Source organism: Arthrobacter sp. MA-N2, from assembly GCF_000517125.1.
In the GTDB taxonomy this organism is placed as follows: domain Bacteria; phylum Actinomycetota; class Actinomycetes; order Actinomycetales; family Micrococcaceae; genus Arthrobacter; species Arthrobacter methylotrophus.
Window position 1 is genome coordinate 474279 of record NZ_KI912155.1, and the last position, 18207, is coordinate 492485.

Genomic DNA, 18207 nt, shown 5'->3' on the forward strand with positions numbered 1-18207 from the left:
GACATGGCAGCAAACGCTGCCACAGCCGACGAGACAACCTTTTGATCCCGACGCGCCGACCCCCCGCAAGCCGGACAATCCAGTAGAGCCAAGGAGAACCAATGTCCCGCCCGTATACCTTGTTCACCGGCCAGTGGGCCGATCTGCCCTTCGAGGAAGTCGCCCGCCTCGCCTCCGGATGGGGCTACGACGGCCTGGAAATCGCCGTCTCCGGAGACCACCTGGACGCCTGGCGCTGGGACGAACCCGGCTACGTCGAGAACAAACTCGCGGTGTTGGAGAAGTACAACCTCAAGGTCTGGGCCATCTCCAACCACCTCAAGGGCCAGGCCGTGTGCGATGACCCCATCGACTTCCGCCACGAGGCCATCGTCGGGGCGCGCGTGTGGGGTGATGGCGAACCCGAAGGCGTGCGGCAGCGCGCCGCCGAAGAAATGAAGCACACCGCCCGCCTCGCCCAAGCTCTCGGTGTGGATACCGTCGTCGGGTTCACCGGCTCCTCCATCTGGCAATACCTCGCCATGTTCCCGCCCGTCCCCGAGAAAGTCATCGACGCCGGCTACCAGGACTTCGCGGACCGCTGGAACCCCATCCTTGACGTCTTCGACGAATGCGGCGTCCGCTTCGCCCACGAAGTCCACCCCTCCGAGATCGCCTACGACTACTGGACCACCGTCCGCACCCTGGAAGCGATCGGGCACCGGGAAGCGTTCGGACTGAACTGGGACCCCTCGCACTTCATGTGGCAAGGCATCGACCCCGTCTCCTTCATCTGGGACTTCAAGGACCGCATCTACCACGTGGACTGCAAGGACACCAAGCTCCGCCCCACCGGCCGCAACACGGTCCTGGGCTCCCACCTGCCCTGGGGCGACCCGCGCCGCGGCTGGGACTTCGTCTCAGCCGGACGCGGCGACGTGCCCTGGGAATCGAGTTTCCGGGCCCTCACCGCGATCGGCTACACCGGCCCGATCTCCGTCGAATGGGAAGACGCCGGCATGGACCGCCTCCACGGCGCCCCCGAAGCCCTCGCCGCCCTCAAAAAATACGACTTCCCGCCCTCACAAACCTCCTTCGACGCCGCCTTCAGCCAGTAGCCAGCCGCGGGGCATGACGCGCTGTGACCAATTCGGCGGGGGGCGAAGGCGACATCAGAAACCAGAAAGGACTCCACAAATGGATCCAGAAGAAGCACCGCTGCGCATCGGCATCCTGGGAGCGTCCCGCGTCAGCCCGACATCCATCGTTGAACCTGCCGGGCTGACAGGTGCTCGGCTCGTGGCCGTCGCAGCCCGCGACCGGGACCGTGCAAAGGACTTTGCCGACCGGTACGGCGTGGAACGGGCACTCGGTTCCTACGAAGAGCTAGTCAATGATCCCGAGGTCGAAGCGGTCTACAACCCGCTCGCCAACTCGCTGCACGCACGATGGAACCTGGAGGCCATCGCCGCGGGAAAGCACGTCCTGTCAGAGAAACCGTTCGCCGCAAACGCGGCAGAAGCCAGGGATGTGCGCGACGCAGGCAAACGCGCGGGCGTCAAGGTCGTCGATGGCTTCCACTATCTCTACCACCCCGTCACGAAGAGACTCCACGAACTGGTCGCCTCCGGGGAACTCGGCGAGCTCCGGCGCGTGGAAACCATGGTTATGATTCCGCCCCCACCACCCGAAGACCCCCGGTGGTCGCTGCCCCTGGCGGGCGGAGCCCTCATGGACCTTGGCTGCTACAGCCTCCATGCCATCCGGGCCATGGCCCATCTGGCAGGAGGGAATCCCACCCTCATCGATGCCCGGGGCGCCGAACGGCACGGATTGCCTGGGGTGGACGAATGGGTTGACGCTGACTTGGTCTATCCCTCCGGCGTTACCGCAACGGCCCGATGCAACATGAACGGGACCCGGGCTGAAATGACCTACCGCGCCATCGGAAGTAAAGGAGAAGCCACCGTGGCAAATTTCATCCTCCCTCATACCGATGACAGCCTCGAGGTGAAAACGAATGACGGCCGACGGATCGAGCGCACGGACACCAGATCCTCCTACACCTACCAGCTGGACGCTTTCACCGCCCTGATCCGGCACGGAATCCCCATGCCCACAGACAGCGGCGATGCCGTCCAAACCATGGAACTAATCGACCAATGCTACAAAGCCATCGGACTGGAACCCCGCGGAATGTCTCGCTTCGACTGAGACTGTCTCGGAATGACCGAGACTAGCGTCCTCCTCGAGGTGAAAACAACTGACGGCCAGGCCGAGCATTCGGACACAAGATCCTCAACCCGCTGCAACAACTGACGGTATGCCTTGCCCTGCGTCGGGGAATCGACCGCGACCGCCCAGCCGGGCTAAAGAAGGTCACAAAAACGTATGAAGGGTTGCACGAGGGTAAAGATGAGAAGACGAATGCTTGGCCGTGCGGGCCTGTCGGCGTCATCAGTGGGCATCGACATTAGCACGATGGATGTGTGCACTAGCCAGCTTCTCGGGGGACGGCATTGTGCGCGCCGGGGAAGGGAGCCTTCAGCGCCTTGGCCTCGACCTTCCCGCTCGTCTTGCTGCGTAAACCCGAAGAGTTCAGCTTTGAATCAGCAACGGCGCGTAGCGGTCCTCTTGCAACGCTCGTTGGGTTGCGGGATCACGGCATGATCAATCATCTCGGCATTGCAAGCGGTCCGATAGATCTCCAACTGAAGTGCCTGCAAACTGATGCGTTCGACGCCCTGATTAGCCACGTTCCGTATAACCTGCTGGATCGGGCGGCCGAGCCGCTGATCGAGAATGCCGTCTCCCGGGAGGTGGCATTCGTCAATGGCGCGCCATTCACCGGCAGATTACTTTTGGATAGGGAGGGAAGGTCTACCCAGGGCATGAACTGGGAGAGGGGTCCGGCACGTCTGGAACGCAGCGATAAGATGCGGTTGATCTGTGCGGCGTATGGCATCCCCCTAGCGGCAGCTGCCCTGCAGTTCTCGAAAGCTTGATCCACGAGTTGCCTCAACGATCGTTGGCGCCAGCACCTCGTCGAAAGCCGATTTTGTCACGGACCTTTGAGATGTGGGCAGTGTCGGGTGCGAGATGGACAACGTCGTGCCCGGCCTTGAATACGTCTGGTGCAGCTCATCGGGTTCGACGGCGAATCCGGGCGGGTGGCGTTCAGCGACGGCGTTATCGGCGTCTGAACCCCGGCCCGGTCACGAGACCCATCCCAGCCGATTCCGACACCGGATCCACTGTGATCCGAACTGTTCCCTTGCGGTCCCGGACGAGGTCGGTGAATGCATGGTCGGTTTCGACGCCGCCCAATGTCCATGCATGGCGTAGGTCAAAGGACTTGTCGGCGGTCGGGTGCGGCACATTAGGGGGCGACCTATTCGACAACATCGCCTTTCCGGAAATCCATCCGATCAACTCGCATTCTTCTACCGCGACAAGCTCGCAGTCACTGACTCTTTCGTGCCGTATCTGCAGCGGTGATCTCGGCTCGATTCATGATCCATATAGATAGGTGCAATGACAAGCATGTGTTGGACTCATAGGTGAGTGAGAGCGGAATATGGCAGTACACCAAAAAGACCGCAAGTACAGGAGCGTTCAGCAATCTGAAAACTACGGTGCGGCGGTCTTTACGTATCGACAGGAGCCCAGTTTTGATCAGGCATGTATTCATTTGGCAGGCAGCAGAAACGACTGACAAGTCGACCATCCTCGACCTTCTAACCCAGCTTTCGGACAAGTTGACGATGATCCGCAGCTGGGAATTGGGAAGCCACGTGGGAGAGCCCAACGAGAACGGCGACCCGTGGGATGGCGTCCTCATCACGGATTTCGACTCCTGGGCCGACCTTGAAGCATATTCGTCGGACCCGTTCCACGAAGAGATCGTGCAGCAATTGCTTCCCATAGTCCGCAGTCGCGCGGTTGTCGACTTCGTTCGAGAGGCTGAGTAACTGTGACGACCAACATCGCAGGCGTGAAGTCCGCCATCAAGGTCGCGACGAGCCCTTACGGTGCGGACGACGAGCTTGGAGCCCTGAACGCTCTTGCGCTCACTGCACAGGCAAAGGCCCTCGGCCGAGTGGATACGTCGAAGGTCTATGACCTCAGCGTTGACTACTTCGTCGGTATGCCCAGCTTCCAGGCGGCCGGAGACCCCTCATATCAGATTTTCATGAGCCACACGCCTGAAGGCACTATTGTGGACAATCTGAACGGCGCCGGCGACCAAATTAACCGCCACGTATGTTACTCGGGTGACGTGGTTTTCCTCTACACCCACACGGGCACGCATATCGATGCTCTGAACCATTTCGGTGTCGACGGCGCCATCTACAACGGCTTCACCGCGAAGGAACACTTGGGAAGTCGCAACTGGACCAAGGGTGGCGCGGACACCATCCCTCCGATCATTGCCCGAACAGTGCTGCTGGACATCGCCAAGTTAAAGGGCGTGCAATGCCTCGACGACTCCTACGCCATCACGGTCGCGGATGTTGAAGAGGAGCTTGAGCGAACGGGCCTCACCATTGCAGAGGGCGACGTTGTCTTCGTCCGAACGGGGCGGATGGCCTACTGGCCCGACGGTAGCAAGGCCCTCGGGAACCCTCCCGGCCTCAGCTTGGATGCTGCTCGCTGGCTGACCGCTCAAGGAATCAGTGTTATTGGCGCCGATCAGGAGTGCGTGGAAGTTGGCCCCAGCCAGCACATTGACAACTGGCTTCCAGGGCATTGCCACTTCCTCGCAGAGGCGGGTGTACCCATGATCGAGCTCTTGAACCTTGAAGAGCTTTCAGCTGACGACGTCAACGAGTTCTGCGTGATCGCAGCACCGATTCGACTCAAAGGCGCGACGGGCGCCCCCATTCGCCCGGTGGCTCTGAAACTCAACTGATTCTGTCCAAGCTGGAAGAAGTTCACTCGTCCGGGTCCCTGATGACCTGAACGACAATCCAAATAACCACGGGAGAGTCCACGGGCGAGAGCCTCGGGCTATTGTTCCAAGTTTCAAAGGAGGAACTGATGGATCTCAAGGGCACAAACAACACGGTCGAGGTCACTGACGCTTTGTACCGGGCTGGTTCCGACGGGGACCAGATGGGCAAATGGTCGCTGTTCATGGCGTTCTACGGCATCGCCAGTGCCATGTTCATGCTCTATATCGGTGCGGCGATGGCGGTCGCGTACGGGACGGTGAACGCGATCATTGGACTCGTGCTAACCATTATCACTTACAGCCTGATCAATCGTGTGTTGGCGAAGCATTCGATCAACAACCGCACCACTGTCGCGCGGTTCTCCCGGACCATCTTGGGGAAGGCCGGCACGATTATCGCCAGTGTGATCCTGGCGTTGACGGCCATCTACTACGCCGTGTTCGAGGGCTCAATCGTGGTGTATGCCTTCCAGGCGGCCTTCGGTGGCGAACATTGGATCTGGAGCCTCGTGGTCGTAGCCTACTCCACCCCCCTCATTCTCGGCGGAGTCCGACGTTTCCTGGACAAGCTCAACGGCTGGCTGCTGCCGCTGTACCTGCTGGGGTTGGTCGTAATGGTGGTATGGGCCGGGGTGAGGTTCGGGTTCACCGATGCCTGGCTGACCCACACTCCGGGAGCCGAGCTTCCCCTCGCGGCCGGAGGCCCCGGATGGCTTGCCACCTTCGCAGCCTACCTGGGCGTTTGGGTGCTGATGATGTACACCATGGATTACGCGGCGCTGGGCAAGCGCCAGGACACGGGGTTCCACACCAAATACACCTTCACTTGGCCGTTCTGGACACTCACCTACGGCGTGAACGCCTTGGTGGGCATCTTCCTGACATTCACGATTCCCGGCCTGCAAGTTTCGGAATCAGGCCTCTCCGGCGGGCTGGTGGCTTTGATGGGACCGATCGGCCTTGTCCTTGTCCTCGTCTTCCAAACCCGAATCAATACCGCCAACTATTTCATCGGCGCAGCCAACCTGCAGGAATTCGGCGAACGGCTGTTCCGAGTAAAGCTTCCAGCAGCATTCTGGGTGATTGTCTCCTCGGCGATCATCTACCTGCTGATGCTGCTGCCGATCATCCAGTACCTGCTCCTCGCCTTGGCATGGCAGGGAGTCCTGGTCAGCGGATGGGTCGCAATCGCTCTCACGCACATTCTTCTCAACCGGACACGCAAAGATGAACACGGCCTGCTCGGAGACGAGCACTACCGGCAGATCCACTACCCGGGCCTGATCGCATGGACGGTGGCTACCATCGTGGGTATTTTCCTCACCAGCGCCTTCCCTTGGGGCGCGACATGGGGCCCGATCGCAACAGTGATCGTCGCCAGCGGCTTGTACGCCGGGCTTCGGGGCGCATTCAGGGAGCACAGCGCGTTGCATGCCCCCACCGAAACCGGACCCAAGCCGGCCTAGCCACAGATGCAAGCGGTGATAACTGATCAAAGGCAAACGATCACTAGTCCCGGCCCGCCCCGTGCGACCCCCATGCAAGACCAAACCAATGTCGGTTCATCAAATGAAAACCAAACACGCACATGCAATCCATCAAGAGAGAAATTGGAGAAGTAGCAATGAAACTTGGAGTGTTCCTTCCGAACGGTCAAAACGGATATATCATCTCGGACTCGAGTCCCCAGTACATCCCCAGCTACGACCACTGCCTGGAGATCACCCAGGAGGCAGAACGTATCGGGCTCGACTTCATTCTTTCGATGATCAAGTACCGCGGATTCGGGGGTACGACCGGCTATTGGGATAGCTGCCTCGACTCCATCGCCTTGGCGTGCGGGTTGGCGGCACAGACGAGCAAGATCGACGTTTATGCCACCGTCCCGATTTTGGGAATTCATCCTGCTATCGCGGCCCGTCAGCTGGCAACTTTCAATGACATCGCCAAGGGCCGGGCGGGCGTGAACCTCGTCACCGGCTGGAACCGGCCGGAATACGAGCCCATGGGGTTGTGGCCCGGCGATGACTACTACGACCGCCGTTACGATTACGCCGCTGAATACGTCGAGATCATGAGGACGCTGTGGCGTGATGGGCGGGCTACATTCGACGGCGAATTCTTCAAGCTCGACGACGCGACATGCTATCCCGCTCCCGAGCGTGAGCTTCCGATCGTCACCGCGGGACAGTCGCCGCGTGGTCAGATGTACACCGCGCATCATTCCGACTACAACTTTGTGTTCGGCGACCGCGAACTGCTGCCCAAGATTGCACAGCCCGTTCTCGACGAGGCGGCCAAGGTCGGACGCGATGTGGGCACGCTGGCTCTCTTTACAATCATCGCTGACGAGACAGACGAAAAGGCACGAGCCAAGGCCCAGGCCATCGTCGATGGCCAGGACAAGGAAGCGCTTGCAAACGTCGTCGGCAGCGCGTCTAAGGACCCGCAAAAGGGCGGCACGAGCGAGCACTTCGTTAACGGCCTCACCGCCCCCATCGAAGAAGGCAACCTCACTTTCATGAGCTTCCCCGTGCTGCACGGATCGTACGAAAGCGTGGCCGAGCAGATTGCCACGCTGGAGCGTGACACCAACGTCAGCGGTCTGCTCATGACGTTCGTCGACTACGTCCCCGACCTCAAGATCTTCGGAGAAAAGGTCCTGCCCCTCGTTCGCGAGAAGTACGCCGCTCTCCAGCTAGCATAAGTGGGTCGCATCCCCGCCAGGCGGTCTGGAGCTCATGCTCCAGCCGCCTGGAAAGGGTCGAACCGGCCGCCGGTCCCTCAATGAGACAGACCTCCGCCCGCACCTTCATCAGGATGGGCATTCTTTTCCACCAGCAGCTCATCGACGGCGCCACGCTGCGCGTGGCGCCGAACGCCAGGAAATCATGGATGCCTTTGGTTGCAGGTGATGTTATTCAGACGCAGAAGGCTATCGATGAACACCTTGCTGTGACTCCCGCTCCGAACCTGACTGTCGGAACTTCTGTCCACGAAAAGCCCCCCGAACATACACAACAAATGGGAGTTCTTCCATGCGTCTTGCAGTCGCTCAAATCATCAGTGGTGCTGACCCAACGGCCAACCTCGACTTGGTGAGGGAATACGCCGCTCAGGCCAAAACGGCGGGCGCCGCACTTGTCGTCTTCCCTGAGGCAGTTATGCGCGCCTTCGGGCACTCGCTTGCCGACGTCGCCGAGCCCCTCGAGGGCCCGTGGGCGGAGGAAGTACGCCGCATAGCCAAGGAACTAAACATTGCGATCGTCGTAGGAATGTTCACTCCCGGACAGGGCAGCCGGGTACGGAACACTCTGCTGGTCACAGGACCGGGCGTTGACGCCTCCTATGACAAGGTCCACCTCTTCGACGCCTTCGGCTTCACCGAATCGGAAACCGTTGACGCGGGCGAAAGACCCGTAACTTTTGAGCTCCATGGCACCGTCTTCGGATTAGCAACCTGCTACGACGTCCGCTTCCCCGCCCTCTTCTCGGCCAACGCCAGAGCGGGCGCCCAAGTCAACATTGTTTGTGCATCTTGGGGTGCCGGCGAGGGAAAGGCAGAGCAGTGGGACCTGCTAGTCCGTGCCCGGGCCCTAGACAGCACCACCTTTGTGGTGGCCTGCGGTCAAGGGGATCCCGAAACCATGGGGGTGGAACCCGCGGGCGTTGCTCCGACCGGGATCGGCCGCAGCGCAGTGATCTCTCCACTGGGCTCCACTTTGGCGAAGCTTGAGGGAAAACCTGAGCTGGTCGTAGTAGATATCGATCCTTCGCTGGTGAACGACGTGCGCACCAAAATTCCGGTGCTGGCCAACGCCCGCCACTTCCAGGTGTCCGCCGAGCCTTCCCTATCAACTGATACCAAGTGAGAAACGAACGATGAGACTGAAAGCAACGATCGTTGTGGGAAATCCCAAACCGATGTCACACACGCTTACGGTCGCGAAGACCTTAGTTGAGAAGCTCCTCGATCCCGGTCATCACGTGCTGGAGATCATTGATTTGGCCGACCACACAGATGAGATTTTCGCATGGCCCTCTGACGAAATGGCGGCGCTGAATGCCCGGGTCGCAGAGAGTGACCTAGTGGTGTTTGCTTCCCCCACATATAAGGCCAGTTACACGGGACTTCTCAAGGCCTTCCTTGACAGGTATCCGACAAATGGTCTTTCTGGGGTAACAGCAATTCCGGTTCATATGGGAGGGGATCTCACCCATGCCATGAGTCCTACGGTCAACCTCGCACCTCTTCTGGTCGAACTGGGGGCGGTCGTTCCGGGCCGGGGCTTCTACTTCGTGTCCAAGCAAATGGACCGCTTGGAAGAAATCGCCGGACAAGCTGCCGCGGAGTATGCAGCCAACCTCGCCTGCCTCGCTAAAGTCGCGTCAACAACGGTCCATTTTCCCGAACCGGTTGCGTAACGGCACCATCAGAGGAGCCAGGGAAATGGCAATTGTTGCCCACAAAATTCTTCATGGGCCCGCGTTGGATCCCCAGGTTTTTCCGTGACCCTCTGGGGCAAGGCTGGGTTAGAAAGTCGAGGAACGCCGACTTGCCAGCCGTTTCTGCTGCCTGGCCAATGAATTCGCGCCTGATCAAAACTGGGCTCCTGTCCGTTAGACCAACACGGCGTCGGTTGGAAACCGGCATTAAGCGAGATGCGCTTGTCATCGTTTTGCGCTTCCATATACATGATGTGAGCGAACGAGCCATCTGTCTAACACATACTTGTTATTGCACCTATCAACAAGCATCATAGATGAATGGAGCTCCAACAATTTCGTTATGTGGTCGCCTTGGCGGAGGAGGGGACTTTTACCCGTGCCGCAGCCAAGTGTTTCGTGGTGCAGTCGGCGCTGAGCCACCAGATTAAGAACCTGGAGAACGAACTGGAAGTGGAGCTTTTTCGCCGCACCAGCAGACGCGTCGAGATCACCGCTGCAGGCGAGGCGTTCCTGAAGGCGGCACGTGCCAGCCTGAAATCTGCCGAACAAGCCGCCGTCGATGCCGCAGCGGTAACAGGCCAGATCCGGGGACGTCTAAGAATAGGACTCATTCCCACTGTGACCGCCATCGATGTGGCGGCAGCATTGAAGGTCTTTCTCCACATGCACCCAAAGGTTCATATCACCCTCCAGGTCGCAGGCAGCGATGAGCTGGAATCAGCGATCACCCGAGGCGACATCGACGTCGGCCTGCTCGGACTTCCCCGGAACCGGGCACCGCAGGGCGTAGCCTGGCGGCACTTGAGCACTGATCGACTGGTCGCCGTCGTCAGCTACGAACATTCGCTTGCCGGTCAACATGAGATACAGCTAAGCGACCTGGCCCAGGAGACCTTCGCCGACTTCCCCACCGGGACACAGGCGCGTGCCGAAAGCGACCTCGCCTTCGCCGCTGCGGGAATCCACCGAGAGGTGATATGCGAGACGATGGCCACCGACTTCACGATCAACCTGATTCGACAGAACCTCGCCGTTACGCTCCTGCCGTCTCGGTACGCGCTCCGCTACCCCGATCTGGTCAGCCTTCCGATCACTGACGGGCCCTCCCGAATTGAATACCTCGCTTGGGATGATTTCAACCCCAGCCCGGCCATCCGCGCTTTCCTCGACATCGTCGAGTAAGCAGAGCCGGCGCCTTCGGAGCGCCGGTTCTTCAGGAAGATCAGGCTGTTGAACTCCAAATTGCACTTGTCGGCGATTGGGCTAGCCGGAAAATCGGGAATAGGAGGACGCGACTGGCGGGTCACCAGGTTTCAAAGCCCTCGGAGGCTTGTCACGAAGCGGATGGCTTTAGAAACAGCAGGTGGAACCGTCAGCCGCCCACCGAGAGTCCGCGGGCAATTCGAAAGGAAAGGGACGTGATTCACGAGGGCTGCCCGGTCTGCCGTTCCGCTCCCGATTTCCTGGATTGTCCCTACTGCTCGTGATTCGATAGGCCAGCACGGCCACGTCGACCGGCTAGGGGATCATAAGCCGGAGGTTGATGTCACTAAACATCCGGACTCCGCGCGTCGGTGAGTCCCGTATAACAGAAAGCACAGGTGCCACTTTGTCGGGTATAAATTGGAAGGGATCCGGGATTCTTTGCGAACGGTATGAGTTGGCTGCGCCTGTAGATCTGCGGTGCCGTTGTGGAAGACTGTTGCCGTGAGTTGGGCAGAAGCCATCATGCGACTGAAACAAGGCGCTTTCGACGCGGCGCCGCTGGCAACCGCCATCTTTCGCAGGGAGACCCCCGAACGTCTGGTGTTCCTTGCCGGAAACAGCGAATTTGTTGCGCTCGTCAATGGCAACGCTGTTCCGGGGCGAGGAACTGAAAACGATCTCCCCGCGGCCTTGACCCGGCTTGTGACCGCACCCCTTTCCGCTACGTCCGACGCCCCCACCGTAGCAGTCCACCTTGGCGAACGTCTGGAAGCTTTCCGTCCGCGAATCAAGCCGTTCAACGTGCCTGAGGACCCGAATGATTACTTGCTGGTCCAACTGACCGCGCTCACCGAGCAGGATTCTGCGGAACACGATCTGTACTCCACCATCCGGCATCTCAAGGACCTCTTGGATAACTCAACGGCGCTGATGTATGTCAAGGACCTTGAAGGGCGCTACCTCATCGCCAATAGCTACTACGCCAACCTCCTCGGGCTCAGCGCGGAATCAATCATCGGTCACACCGACTACGACCTGTTCGCGAAACCGATTGCTGATGCCTACACCAAGAACGACGACATGGTAATCAGGACTGCCCAGTCCATCGAGGTAGAAGAACCCCTAGCCATCGGTGACAAGGCTGACCCGGACGAGGACAGTCGCTGGCTCTCCATCAAGTTCCCACTCAAGGACGATACTGGCAATCCTTACGCTCTTGGCGCGATCTCCACCGACATCACCGACCGCAAGCGCGCTGAGAGAGCAGCCCGCGACGCGATGCATGAGGCAGAACGTGCCAACCGGTCAAAGGACGAATTTCTGTCCAGGATGAGCCATGAGCTGCGGACGCCACTGAACGCCATTCTTGGCTTCGCGCAGCTGCTTCGAGACCTTCCGCTCAGTCCTGGGGGCGCAGAAAGTGTCGGTCATATTCTTGACGCCGGCAAGCATCTGTTATCTCTCGTAAACGATGTCCTTGACATTACCTGGATAGAAGCTGGAGCTCCTGGCATCGCCACCGTACCCGTCCCAGCTATCGAACCTCTGCACCAGGCTCTCCAGCTCATTCGCCCGCTCGCGGCTGCGAGTGACATCGAGATCGCCAGTGACCTCCATGGTGCCCTCCACCGCCACATCCTGGCCGACACGCAACGCCTTCGACAGGTCTTCCTTAACCTGCTCGGAAACGCCGTCAAGTTCAACACCCCACGGGGCGCGATACGCGTTTGGTGCGAACCCGGAGATGGTTTCCTGCGTTTCCTCATCATGGACACGGGCCCCGGAATGGCTGAAGCCGACATCCAACGATTGTTTACGCCATTCGTGCGGCTATCCCACGCTGCTGACGTCGAAGGGTCTGGCCTGGGGCTGGCCCTATCCAGGAAGCTTGTTCAAGAGATGGGCGGTGTTCTGGGCATAGAACACACCGCCCCAGGCGAGGGCTCAACGTTCTTTGTCGACATGCCGCTCGCGGCGACGCCAGACGAAGATGCCAAAGCAACCGTTCCAGACCAGGAAGCGCTAACAACTCCAGATGAAGCCGACGCGACAATACTCTATATTGAAGACACTCACGCAAATATCCGCTTGGTAGAGAACATCATCGCCGGGATGGACAGGCTGAATCTGATCTCCGCAACCACCGGTAAATCAGGAATCGCGCTGGCAAAAACGGCGTCACCCCGACTGATCCTCCTTGACTTGAACCTCTCCGACTTGTCAGGGGCCGAGGTAGTAAAACAGTTGCAGCAAGATGAGCGCACAATGCACGTTCCGGTCATTATTCTCTCCGCAGATGCCACTCCGGCCCGCATCGCAGAACTGCGCGGGACCGGGATCCTGGATTACGTCACAAAGCCTTTTGAAATCGACCAATTCACGCGCACGATCCGCAGTGCTTTGGCGCAGCCGTGAAGACCATCACCGTATTCATTGCAGACGACCATCCCGTCTACAGGGAAGGTCTCGCCCGAAATTGGGAGAGTGTGCCGCAGATCAACGTCATAGGATCAGCAGGGGACGGCAAGAATGCACTCGCAGCTATTCGAAAGCTGAAACCGGACGTGGCCGTGATGGACATAAACCTGCCCGAGCTCGATGGAATGCAGGTCTTGGAATCGCTTTTCGCGGAGGAATCCCCCACCCGCGTTCTCGTACTCACTGCCTACATGGACAGCACAAGCGTCTACCGGGCCTTCGCCCACGGAGCCAGGGGATTTCTTGAGAAGGCAGCATCGTTTAGTGAAATTACGGACGCCGTCCTTCAGATTGGCGCCGGTGCCACCATCATCGCCCCCTTTGCCCAGGACGTTCTTGCCCGGGAACTCCGTACTCGCCGCGAGACAACGGAAAAACCAACCCTGACCCCCCGTGAACTCGAAATTGTTCGATTGGCAGCCGATGGGTACTCCGGCCAAAAGATCGCAAGCGAACTCCATGTCTCCCTCGCGACCGTCAAAACGCATCTACAGCACATCTACGACAAACTAGATGTCTCCGACCGCGCTTCCGCGGTAGCCCAGGCGATTCGCCGTGGCTTCCTTCGTTGAGATACCAGCACGAACAAGTCCTCCGTTTCTCAAGACCAGCGTCAACGCCTGGTGCCGAAGCTACCGCCCCTAGAACACCGAGCTTCGGCCTATTGCAACCGTGAATGCGGGCAGGAGGCGCGTTATCCCGCGTGAAGAGATGGGATTTTAGTATGCATGACGCTGGGCAGACATCATTCTTTTGGCTAAGAAAAGTACATTCCTTTGGCACACCGACCGGGTGATGTGTGCCACTTCGCTTCGACGAAGAATAGGAATGTCACCGAACCGAGGTGAAAAGCAAGCGATGCCGATGGCGACGATCGTGCTTCTCCCTCAACCGGTAGCCACACCTTAGTAGGAGCTGAAGACCATGACCATTGCACTTCACAAGCCGCTCGTCCATGAGCGGGTGTTTGATCCTCGGGTTTTTCGTGACACTCTGGGGCACTATGCCTCGGGTATCACCATCATCAGTGGGATCGATGAGGAGGGCCCGATCGGGTTCACCTGCCAGTCTTTCTATTCGGTATCTACCGAGCCGCCGCTAGTCTCGTTCAGCGTGATGACGAACTCGACCACCTACCCGCGGCTGCGTGAGACTGGAAAGTTCGTGGTGAACGTGCTCGCTCAGGACCAGCACACAATATCGAACCAGTTCGCCCGCAAAGGCACCGACAAATGGGCCGGTATCGAATGGTCGCAGACTGTCGCGGGCAACCCCGTCATCGCCGACACCCTGATGTGGCTTGATTGCGACATTTGGGCTGAGCACGCGGCAGGCGACCACTACATCGTCATCGGACGTGTCAACGAAATGAGTCCCGCCTCCTGGCACACGGCAGCGCCCCTCCTCTACTTCAAGGGCAAGTACCGCCGCCTGCGTGAACTCGACGAACCATCCGAGTGAAAAAGAACACTAAGAGTCCGGTATCTGCGGCAGATTCGCCCCGAGCGAAGGCAGCGCCACGCCGAGGACGGTGGGGCCCCACAATGCGGAAGTCACCCGACCGCTCCTCCCTACAGAAGGAGCCAGCTGAACGCTGGAGGGTCCGACAGGTCGCAGTGGCCCGCGCTGCGGCAGAGATTACCCGTAAAAGCGAGAACTGACCTACGAGGCAATTGAGGAAACCACCGGCCTGCCCGTGGGGTACCTGAGATGGGCCTTCCCCACGAAGGAATCACTGAAATCACCGTCGACCGCTTCGTGAGCATGTCTCCATACGCCATCTATTAAAGGTCCCGGCTAAAAAGCAGGCTGAATGACATGGACGCAGACACCGTGTGCATCCTGGCCCGCAACAAAGACAAGACACTCCGCTTCAGGATCAGTCCCGACGGTCTAACCGTACTTATCGACCATCTGATCGTCCGTGGGGCGGCAGCCATGCAGGACAAGGACACCGGCTGCACATGCCGCCGCGGAGCTCGCCGTCACGCGCCCGACGGGGGACGTCGACCCTTCCAGGCCACCGGCGGCACCAGGCCCTGCAGCGGGCAGTCAATTGCCGCATGATCGTCGACGACGCCGGGCCGGTGTTCATCAGCATCCCCAACACCCTAGGCGCACTCGTGCTCAAGGCGCCGCCTACCGGGAAGATTCCGGAGACAAGGAGCGGCATCTGGACGACGCCGTCGTCTTGTGTGCAACCATCAGGAATCCTCTTGTTACAGCAGGCCACATGAATGGCAGCGACAAGTCCCGCATCCTGAGCCTGCATAAGAAACTCGCCGACCCGGGCCACCGGTCCTGGCAAATGCTAGACCCGGCGGACCGGACCACCGCGATGGATCCGCTGCGGAACCGGCTCAAGAGCGGCTGACGACGGCCGTCGCCCGCGCGGCTGCCCCGCGGCGGCGATGGACATGATGCGCTGGACCCGCAACGGCCCGGACAACAAATAGACGATGGCCTTGATCTGGAATGCATTTCCATCCCAAAACGTGGGGTGGGTTCGGAACTGGCCACAAGAAAGGCCCTCCCACCCCACGTTTCCGCAGGTGGGAGGGCCTTCACTGTGGAGCTAAGGAGATTCGAACTCCTGACCTCTTCGATGCGAACGAAGCGCTCTACCAACTGAGCTATAGCCCCTGGTCAATCGTTTGTTACCAGTGCCCCTAGGCTACAAACTATCTTCCCGCTTTGCCAAACCAAGACTCGAACGTGTCGGTCCCCGTCCGTTGGCTCGAGGCCAAATTGAGCCCGTTCCGAAGATATTTGCCCATCTCCCCAGGTAACGGAAGCTCCACGATCCATCCAGGATGCCCCGTCAGCTTCTGCCAGGTTTCGGCGAGTTCGCGCATGGTCCGAATGTCCGGCCCGCCGATGGTTCGCGTCCGGTGCCGCTCTGCGGAGGTCTCCCCCAGTGCCTCTGCCAGCAACTCGGCGGCCACATCACTCGGCGAAATTGATTGGAAGCGCGCGCCCTTGAAGACCGGGATCAGGCGAATTTTCGCTCCCGCCTCGAAGACGGCCGTCACGAGGCTGTGGAACTGGGTGGCCCGCACAACCACCGTCTCGAGCGCCGACCGTTCGTATACCCGCTCCTTGTCAGCTTTGGAGACATAGAAGGCTGCGTTGCTCTTGTCGCAGTTGATGATCGAGAGGAGGACCGCCTTGCGCACCCCGGCGCGGGTGGCCGCGGCGAGCAGCTGCGCGCCGCCGTCGGCGAAATTCTTGCGCGCCTTGCCGGTCTGCCCCTCGAGGCAATCAATCACGACGTCGGCCCCCTGGAGAGCTTCCGCCAGCCCGGTGCTTGTGGTGACGTCCGCCTGAAAGTAGCGGGCGCCGTCGTGATGGGCTGGCGACGTGCCCGACGGCGGGCGGCGACTCAGCACCGTCACGTCAAGTCCGGCGTCGAGCGCCAAACGGACGACTTCACGGCCCACCTGTCCCGTGCCACCGGCTACGCACACAGTGGTCACAGGAAGCTATGCCCGGCGGCGCTGCAGTACGTCGTCAAGATTGCTGAGGGCGCTCTGAGGCTTGCCCTGCTGGACCTGGATCGAGGGCTTCGCGGACGGCGCGCCGGCCTGCTTCAACGTCGGCTTGCCCAACGGCTTGGGAGCCTCAGGCAAGTCGAGCGGTTCCGGTGCCGGCCGCGTCGCCTTGGCGGCGTCAACGTAAGTTGGCTTGGGAACATCGACCGGCTGCCATTCGGATTCCTTGGACTCTTCGGTAAACCGGACAGTGTGGTCGCCAGCGGCGACGGCAACGTTGAGCGCTGCCTGACGGAGCTCGACGGCGGTCAATCGCTTCGCGTCGCCAGCGTCGGCTTCCGCGTCGAAAATCTTGGTCTGCGGGAGATCCGCTGCCTTTGCGCTGACGCGGGGAGCCTCTACCACCGGACCCATTGCGTTGCGGAAAGCTGTGTTCATCTTCGCCCTGCGGTCCCTGATGGCCAGACGGCGAAGCAGGAAGACGGCGCAAACGGTGCCGACTATGGAGACCAACGGCACCCAACCCGAAACGAAACCAAGAAGGCGCAGCACGCCCGAAACGGCCGCCGTGAGCAGCAGGAGAAGACCGCCGAGGGCAAGTGCGCAGCGCCCGTATCTAATTTTGAAAACCACGGCGTCCGTTGCAGCATCACGCCGTTCACCGGAGCCGGCCGATTTCTTGGGCAATGCGGTGGCGATGCTCTGCATGGTTTCCATTGCTTTCTCCTGCCGAGGGGCGATTGACAGAACCACCCCGGCTTGCGGTTCGTGAGCGACTTTTTCACTGTCATCTGCGGGAACGTCGGCAGCTAGCTGGATGTGCTGGCGGCGATTTCGCAGTATGTATGGCGCAACCCAAACGATCCACAGCGCAACAGCAACCACCAATATCACCGAGCTGCTGAGAGGGAAGTCCACATTCAAAACCGTAGAAGCAAATACGCGGGCGCCACCGCATTGCGCGCGGTGTGTCGTCGGAGAGTCGGCAAATCAATAGACTTATGACCGCTATTCAGTCAGATGGACTAGTTGCTTGCTCGTCCAAGCCACGCAGCGAGCAAGCCACCCGGGATTTCCTCGGAGGTCAGCGCAAAACTTCGATGGTCAGCCCATGCCCCATTGATGTGGAGGAAACGCTCACGACGGCCCTCGTCACGGAATCCAAGCTTTTCGACAACGCGGAGGCTCGGCCCGTTTTCCGGCCTGATGTTGATCTCCATCCGATGCAAGCCAAGAGCTTCGAAGCAATGGTCAGTCGCCATGGCAACTGCGGTGGGAGCGATCCCATGGCCGGCGCGGGCTTGATCTACCCAATACCCAAGGGTGGCCGTCATGGCCGATCCCCACATGATCGAGGAGACCGTCAACTGCCCTACGATCCTGGGCTCGCGGAATCCTGGAGTGCGCTCCGCGATCACGAACGGAAGGGCACTTGCCTGCCGCGCTTGGGCGTTAAGGGACGCCACCATCTGCCGATAATTCGGCAGACGGCCGCCGGGGGCCGGGTTTGACGCTTCCCAAGGGGCAAGCCAGTCACTGTTGCGCGAGCGGACCTCGGTCCATTCCTTCTTGTCCCGGTAATGAATGGGACGCAAGATGAGGTCGCCACACTCAAGCGTCACCGGCCAGATGGCCGCCCCCCACACAGTG

At 60.0% G+C, this 18207-nt stretch carries 18 protein-coding genes and 1 tRNA gene; 15 read left to right on the plus strand and 4 right to left on the minus strand.

Features of this window, described 5'->3' with window-relative positions:
* Positions 1-101: 101 nt before the first annotated feature.
* From A3M3_RS0102525 to A3M3_RS28685, 15 genes are all read left to right on the plus strand, one after another.
* Positions 102-1097, plus strand: a complete 996-nt coding sequence (locus A3M3_RS0102525) for a sugar phosphate isomerase/epimerase family protein (protein ID WP_028265017.1) — start codon at positions 102-104, stop codon at positions 1095-1097.
* A gap of 79 nt (positions 1098-1176) precedes the next feature.
* Positions 1177-2193, plus strand: coding sequence for a Gfo/Idh/MocA family protein (locus tag A3M3_RS0102530; protein ID WP_028265018.1), 1017 nt, complete (start codon positions 1177-1179; stop codon positions 2191-2193).
* Between the two features lie 338 nt (positions 2194-2531).
* Positions 2532-2984 (plus strand): aldo/keto reductase, encoded by a 453-nt coding sequence (locus A3M3_RS23565; protein WP_155854262.1) that lies wholly within the window; start codon positions 2532-2534, stop codon positions 2982-2984.
* 666 nt (positions 2985-3650) lie between these two features.
* Positions 3651-3950 (plus strand): Dabb family protein, encoded by a 300-nt coding sequence (locus tag A3M3_RS0102545; RefSeq protein ID WP_028265020.1) that lies wholly within the window; start codon positions 3651-3653, stop codon positions 3948-3950.
* A 2-nt stretch (positions 3951-3952) separates the two neighbouring features.
* Positions 3953-4891 (plus strand): cyclase family protein, encoded by a 939-nt coding sequence (locus A3M3_RS0102550; RefSeq protein WP_231497165.1) that lies wholly within the window; start codon positions 3953-3955, stop codon positions 4889-4891.
* A gap of 128 nt (positions 4892-5019) precedes the next feature.
* Positions 5020-6399, plus strand: coding sequence for a purine-cytosine permease family protein (locus tag A3M3_RS23570; protein ID WP_197023100.1), 1380 nt, complete (start codon positions 5020-5022; stop codon positions 6397-6399).
* 158 nt (positions 6400-6557) lie between these two features.
* Positions 6558-7640 (plus strand): LLM class flavin-dependent oxidoreductase, encoded by a 1083-nt coding sequence (locus tag A3M3_RS0102560; protein WP_028265022.1) that lies wholly within the window; start codon positions 6558-6560, stop codon positions 7638-7640.
* Positions 7641-7971: 331 nt separating this feature from the next.
* The gene (locus A3M3_RS23575) at positions 7972-8805 is read left to right on the plus strand and encodes a carbon-nitrogen hydrolase family protein (RefSeq protein ID WP_051422899.1); all 834 of its coding nucleotides are present in this window, start codon (positions 7972-7974) and stop codon (positions 8803-8805) included.
* A gap of 10 nt (positions 8806-8815) precedes the next feature.
* On the plus strand, positions 8816-9358 hold the full coding sequence (locus A3M3_RS23580) for an NADPH-dependent FMN reductase (protein WP_197023101.1): 543 nt from the start codon (positions 8816-8818) through the stop codon (positions 9356-9358).
* A 342-nt stretch (positions 9359-9700) separates the two neighbouring features.
* The gene (locus A3M3_RS0102575; protein ID WP_028265023.1) at positions 9701-10564 is read left to right on the plus strand and encodes a LysR family transcriptional regulator; all 864 of its coding nucleotides are present in this window, start codon (positions 9701-9703) and stop codon (positions 10562-10564) included.
* Between the two features lie 525 nt (positions 10565-11089).
* A complete protein-coding gene (locus tag A3M3_RS26815) occupies positions 11090-13003 on the plus strand; it encodes a hybrid sensor histidine kinase/response regulator (protein ID WP_155854263.1) in 1914 nt (637 codons plus the stop codon).
* Positions 13000-13638, plus strand: a complete 639-nt coding sequence (locus A3M3_RS0102585) for a response regulator (protein WP_028265024.1) — start codon at positions 13000-13002, stop codon at positions 13636-13638. The genes A3M3_RS26815 and A3M3_RS0102585 overlap by 4 nt, the downstream gene beginning before the upstream one ends.
* Before the next feature lie 352 nt (positions 13639-13990).
* The gene (locus tag A3M3_RS23590) at positions 13991-14527 is read left to right on the plus strand and encodes a flavin reductase family protein (RefSeq protein ID WP_051422901.1); all 537 of its coding nucleotides are present in this window, start codon (positions 13991-13993) and stop codon (positions 14525-14527) included.
* Positions 14528-14884: 357 nt separating this feature from the next.
* Positions 14885-15133 (plus strand): hypothetical protein, encoded by a 249-nt coding sequence (locus A3M3_RS28680; RefSeq protein ID WP_028265025.1) that lies wholly within the window; start codon positions 14885-14887, stop codon positions 15131-15133.
* A 166-nt stretch (positions 15134-15299) separates the two neighbouring features.
* Positions 15300-15440 (plus strand): hypothetical protein, encoded by a 141-nt coding sequence (locus A3M3_RS28685; protein ID WP_231497166.1) that lies wholly within the window; start codon positions 15300-15302, stop codon positions 15438-15440.
* 196 nt (positions 15441-15636) lie between these two features.
* Here A3M3_RS28685 and A3M3_RS0102605 read toward each other — a convergent pair.
* The 4 genes from A3M3_RS0102605 to A3M3_RS0102620 all read right to left on the minus strand — a co-directional run bounded on the left by A3M3_RS0102605 (position 15637) and on the right by A3M3_RS0102620 (position 18203).
* Positions 15637-15709 (minus strand) — tRNA-Ala (locus tag A3M3_RS0102605).
* Positions 15710-15747: 38 nt separating this feature from the next.
* On the minus strand, positions 15748-16542 hold the full coding sequence (locus tag A3M3_RS0102610; RefSeq protein ID WP_028265026.1) for an SDR family oxidoreductase: 795 nt from the start codon (positions 16540-16542) through the stop codon (positions 15748-15750).
* A 6-nt stretch (positions 16543-16548) separates the two neighbouring features.
* Entirely contained in the window at positions 16549-17274 is a 726-nt protein-coding gene (locus tag A3M3_RS0102615; protein ID WP_331280352.1) for a hypothetical protein, read from the minus strand.
* A 308-nt stretch (positions 17275-17582) separates the two neighbouring features.
* A complete protein-coding gene (locus tag A3M3_RS0102620; protein ID WP_028265028.1) occupies positions 17583-18203 on the minus strand; it encodes a GNAT family N-acetyltransferase in 621 nt (206 codons plus the stop codon).
* Between the last annotated feature and the right edge of the window lie 4 nt (positions 18204-18207).

Coding starts and splice junctions, on each gene's coding strand:
- A3M3_RS23575 (WP_051422899.1), top strand. CDS start 7,972: ATGCGTCTTGCAGTCGCTCAAATCATCAGTGGTGCTGACCCAACGGCC.
- A3M3_RS0102615 (WP_331280352.1), bottom strand. CDS start 17,274: ATGGAAACCATGCAGAGCATCGCCACCGCATTGCCCAAGAAATCGGCC.
- A3M3_RS28680 (WP_028265025.1), top strand. CDS start 14,885: ATGGACGCAGACACCGTGTGCATCCTGGCCCGCAACAAAGACAAGACA.
- A3M3_RS23580 (WP_197023101.1), top strand. CDS start 8,816: ATGAGACTGAAAGCAACGATCGTTGTGGGAAATCCCAAACCGATGTCA.
- A3M3_RS0102525 (WP_028265017.1), top strand. CDS start 102: ATGTCCCGCCCGTATACCTTGTTCACCGGCCAGTGGGCCGATCTGCCC.
- A3M3_RS23590 (WP_051422901.1), top strand. CDS start 13,991: ATGACCATTGCACTTCACAAGCCGCTCGTCCATGAGCGGGTGTTTGAT.
- A3M3_RS0102575 (WP_028265023.1), top strand. CDS start 9,701: ATGGAGCTCCAACAATTTCGTTATGTGGTCGCCTTGGCGGAGGAGGGG.
- A3M3_RS0102530 (WP_028265018.1), top strand. CDS start 1,177: ATGGATCCAGAAGAAGCACCGCTGCGCATCGGCATCCTGGGAGCGTCC.
- A3M3_RS23570 (WP_197023100.1), top strand. CDS start 5,020: ATGGATCTCAAGGGCACAAACAACACGGTCGAGGTCACTGACGCTTTG.
- A3M3_RS0102560 (WP_028265022.1), top strand. CDS start 6,558: ATGAAACTTGGAGTGTTCCTTCCGAACGGTCAAAACGGATATATCATC.
- A3M3_RS28685 (WP_231497166.1), top strand. CDS start 15,300: ATGAATGGCAGCGACAAGTCCCGCATCCTGAGCCTGCATAAGAAACTC.